General features: G+C 68.8%; 5 protein-coding genes. All 5 read left to right on the forward strand.

Going from position 1 to position 3,980, the window contains the following annotated elements; genetic code table 11:
• Positions 1 to 272 (forward strand): helix-turn-helix domain-containing protein (locus tag ACRDSQ_RS08875; RefSeq protein ID WP_431420339.1); only part of this gene is annotated, 272 nt, incomplete at its 5' end.
• A gap of 72 nt (positions 273 to 344) precedes the next feature.
• The gene (locus ACRDSQ_RS08880; RefSeq protein ID WP_431420341.1) at positions 345 to 845 is read left to right on the forward strand and encodes a hypothetical protein; all 501 of its coding nucleotides are present in this window, start codon (positions 345 to 347) and stop codon (positions 843 to 845) included.
• A complete protein-coding gene (locus ACRDSQ_RS08885) occupies positions 842 to 1,363 on the forward strand; it encodes a YceI family protein (protein ID WP_431420343.1) in 522 nt (173 codons plus the stop codon). Before ACRDSQ_RS08880 ends, ACRDSQ_RS08885 begins: the two co-directional genes overlap by 4 nt.
• 154 nt (positions 1,364 to 1,517) lie before the next feature.
• A complete protein-coding gene (locus ACRDSQ_RS08890) occupies positions 1,518 to 1,760 on the forward strand; it encodes a hypothetical protein (protein WP_431420345.1) in 243 nt (80 codons plus the stop codon).
• A gap of 75 nt (positions 1,761 to 1,835) precedes the next feature.
• Positions 1,836 to 3,857, forward strand: coding sequence for a neutral/alkaline ceramidase (locus ACRDSQ_RS08895; protein WP_431420347.1), 2,022 nt, complete (start codon positions 1,836 to 1,838; stop codon positions 3,855 to 3,857).
• The last annotated feature ends 123 nt before the right edge of the window (positions 3,858 to 3,980 follow it).

A 3,980-nucleotide genomic window follows, 5' to 3' on the forward strand; every position in this document is an offset into this window, starting at 1 on the left:
GGCTGGGCATGCCGCCGACCGTCGCACGGGCGGACGCCGTGCTCACCCTGGTCCGCCAGGCCCAGCACAACGCGGTGCCGCTGACCGCGCGCGAACGCGAAGTCCTCGCGCTGCTGTCCGTCGGAGCGCCGAACCGGACGATCGCCGACAAGCTGGTGCTCTCGGAGCGGACCGTCGAGACGCACGTCAGCAACGTGCTGAGCAAGCTCCACGTCGCCAACCGGGCGCAGGCCGCCGCCTGGGCCGTGGAGAACGGGTACGGAACCACGTAGTCGTTCTCCGTACTTCCCCGGATCCGCCGCTCCACCGACCGCGCGAAGGTCATGGGGACAAGGAAACGGGAGGTGAGCGCGATGTACGCGCGAATCCACAAGTCCACGGGCACCCCGCCCGAAGGCGCCCGCGAAGCCAGCACCTATCGCAGGCTCGCGGCGAACGACGAATTGACGGTGTCGCTGTTCGACACCCAGGACGAGGCGGCGGCCGACCCCACCGCCGAGTGGTACGAGGTCGAGTCGGACGACCCCGGTGCGGGCGCCCCGGGCGGGGTCGCCGCGTTCCTCTACTTCGACGGCCCGGTCAGCGACGCGGTCCACCAGGCAGGCGGGCGGGCCCACCGCGATCGGATCGCCCCGGCGATGCGCACCCAGCCAGGGGTGGGCCGGGCACTGGTGCTGTGGCAGCCGCAGCGGCGCTCGGCGCTGGTGGTGTCGACGGCGGAGTCGATCGAGTCGATGGAGGCGGGTCAGCGCGCCATCGCGGCCATGGAGCTGCTGCCGGGCGAGGACCCGGCGCTGCTGCCGGGACCGAACCGGGTCGAGCTATTCCGGGCGGTGGCGTCATGACCGCCGGGGTGGCTCCGGTCGCGATCGAGTTGCCGGAGTCCGCGCGGTACCGGCTGGTGCCGACTCGCAGCTCCGCCCGGTTCACCGTGACCAAGCTGGGCCTGTTCCGGGTATCGGGCGAGTTCGCGGTCACCTCCGGCGCGGTCACGGTCGCGGACGGGGTGGCGAGCGTGCACGCCGAACTGGACGCGGCGAGCTTCCGGACCGCGATGTCCCAGCGGGACAAGGACATCAAGTCGCCGAAGTTCCTCGACGTCGCGGCGTTCCCGACGTTGGTCTACGACGGCTCGCTGGTGGGCGACCGGATCGAGGGGACGCTGCGGGTGCGTGACCGGTCGGTGCCGACCGACCTGGCGCTGACCGTCGTCCACTTCGGGACCGACCGGGTCGAGGCCACCGCGACCGCCCGGCTCGACCGGTTCGAAGCCGGGGTGACGAAGGCGAAGGGAATCGTCGGGCAGTTCGTGGACATCGCGCTGACGGTGACGTTGGTGCGCTCGGAAGGAGAACGGTCATGACGGTCGGTCGGGCAGCGGGGGTGCTGGGTGTTGTCGGGGTGCTGGTCGCGGGAGGCGGCGTCGCGATGGCGGTGTCGACCGATCCGGTCACCATCAGCGCCTGCGTCAACAACAGGAGCGGCGCTGTCCGGACATCGATTCGGCGGGCTCCTGCATGCAGGCCAAGACCTTGCTCCCGCTGCTGACCAGCCGCAGCCATGCCACCGGCGCCGTGATGAGCGACGCGCGCACGGACGTCATCTTCGACCGCGACGTCAGCAGGTGTGCGGCGCAGGTGACACCGCGGGCCGGATCGTTCTCGGCCAGTGCGCGTCCGGTCGGCGACCGGGTCCAGGTGGTCACCTACGACGGTCAACTGGAATCCCCGCGGGCGTTCTCGCTGTCCGTGTCCTGCTGAGGGGTTCCGCGAGTGGCTCGTGTCACGTATGGTCCAGCGAAAGTGAAGTTGATTCATGTACGCGGGAGCGGACGGATGCGGGCCACTCGCCGATCGATCATCGCCACCACGCTGGCCGCGCTCGCGGGCGCTCTCGTCGTCGGCGGGCTGCCCACCGCGCAGGCCGAGCCGACGACATACCTGGTCGGGCGGGGGATCTCCGACGTGACCGGGCCCGCGGCCGAGAACGGCATGATGGGGTACTCGAAGGTCGACCAGAAGACCACGGGCATCCACCAGCGCCAGCGCTCCCGCGCGTTCATCACCGTCGATCAAGCTGGCGGCAAGCGGGTCGCCTATGTCAACGCCGACCTCGGCATGATCTTCCGCGCGGTCCAGGAAGGCGTGCTGGGCAAGCTGAAGTCCCGCTACGGCGACCTCTACACCCAGCAGAATGTCCTGCTCTCGGCCACGCACACGCATGCCGGGCCGGGTGGCTACTCGCACAACCTGGCCTACAACCTCGCCATCCTGGGCTTCCAGAAGCAGACTTTCGACGCGACCGTCGACGGCATCGTCGAGTCCGTCGTCAAGGCACACGACGACCTCAAGCCGGGGACCATCAGCATCGGCAGGGGCGAACTGACGAACGCGAGCGTGAACCGGTCGCGCGTGGCGTTCGAGCAGAACCCGGAGTCGGACAAGGCGCAGTTCCCCAACGCGATCGACCCGTCGATGACGGTCCTGCGGTTCAAGCAAGGCGCGGCGGACGTCGGTGCGATCAGCTGGTTCGCCACCCACAACACGTCCATGACGAACACGAACACGTTGATCAGCCCGGACAACAAGGGGTACGCGGCCTACCAGTGGGAGCACGACCAGAAGGGCGTTCGGTACCTGGACAACCGCCCCGGCTTCGTCGCCGCGTTCCCCAACACCAACGCGGGTGACATGTCGCCCAACCTGAACCTGCGGCCCGGCTCCGGCCCCACCGAGGACGAGTTCGAGAACACCCGCGTCATCGGCGAACGCCAGAACACCAAGGCGAACGAGGTCTTCGACGGCCCACAGACCCCGGTCAGCGGCGGCATCGACTACCGCATGCGGTTCGTCGACATGTCCGCGGTGACCGTCGACGGCCGCTACACCACCGACGGCCAGTCGCGGCGCACCTCCCCCGGGGTGGTCGGCGCGTCGACCCTCGCGGGCAGCATCGAGGACGGGCCGGGGCTGCCGCTGTTCAGCGAGGGCATGGTCAACCCGATCGCCGCGCTGCTGGAGCCGCTGGACGTCGAGGTTCCGCAGTGGGTAAAGGACTGCCAGTACCCGAAGGTGACCGCCGTCCCCACGGGCCTGATGGAGGCGACGCCGAACGTGCTGCCGCTGCAGATCGTGAAGCTGGGGCAGTTCCACCTGATCGCCGTTCCCGCGGAGGTCACCATCGTCTCCGGGCTCCGGATGCGCCGGACGGTCGCCGAGGAACTGGGTGTGCCGCTGGAGAACGTGCTGATCCAGGGTTATGCCAACGACTACAGCCAGTACGTGACGACGCCGGAGGAGTACGACAAGCAGCAGTACGAAGGCGGCTCCACGCTTTTTGGCCGCGACACTTTGCCCGCGTACCAACAGGAGTTCACCAAGCTGGCCGCGTCCCTTCGGGACGGTTCGCCGCCTGCCCCGGGCGCGACCCCGACGAAGCCGCTGCTCGCCGAGCTGAACCTGCAGACGGGTGTGGTGTTCGACGACAAGGGGCTGTTCCAGAGTTTCGGGCAGGTGCTGACCGAACCCGCGGCCGCGTACCAGCGGGGGCAGACGGTGACCACGAGGTTCGTCACCGGGCACCCCAAGAACAACCTCCGCCGCAACGGCACCTACCTGGAAATCCAGCGCGAGGTCGCAGGCACCTGGAAACGAGTCGCCGACGACGGCGACTGGTCGACGCGGTACCGGTGGGCGCGGGTCGGGGTGGCGAACTCGGAGGCGACGATCACGTGGACGATCCCGGGGGACGTGCCGCCTGGGCGCTACCGGGTCGTGCACCACGGTGACTGGAAGAGTGGCTGGACCGGGGAGATCACGGCGTTCACGGGGACGTCGCGGGCGTTCACGGTGAACTAGTCCCAAGGCCGTGTAGTTAAGTTTTTGTCGTCGCTGTCAAGATCTTTGGTGGGGCGAGGATGTCGATGGTCAGGGTGGCTTTGTAGCTGGTCCGGTCGATGATCGGGCCTCTGGCTTGGTATT

The sequence above is a fragment of the Actinokineospora sp. genome (assembly GCF_050699995.1).
Lineage (GTDB): Bacteria > Actinomycetota > Actinomycetes > Mycobacteriales > Pseudonocardiaceae > Actinokineospora.

What these genes read in the sequence shown, in the direction of transcription:
- ACRDSQ_RS08895 (WP_431420347.1), top strand. Translation starts at nt 1,836, where the DNA reads ATGCGGGCCACTCGCCGATCGATCATCGCCACCACGCTGGCCGCGCTC.
- ACRDSQ_RS08885 (WP_431420343.1), top strand. Translation starts at nt 842, where the DNA reads ATGACCGCCGGGGTGGCTCCGGTCGCGATCGAGTTGCCGGAGTCCGCG.
- ACRDSQ_RS08890 (WP_431420345.1), top strand. Translation starts at nt 1,518, where the DNA reads ATGCAGGCCAAGACCTTGCTCCCGCTGCTGACCAGCCGCAGCCATGCC.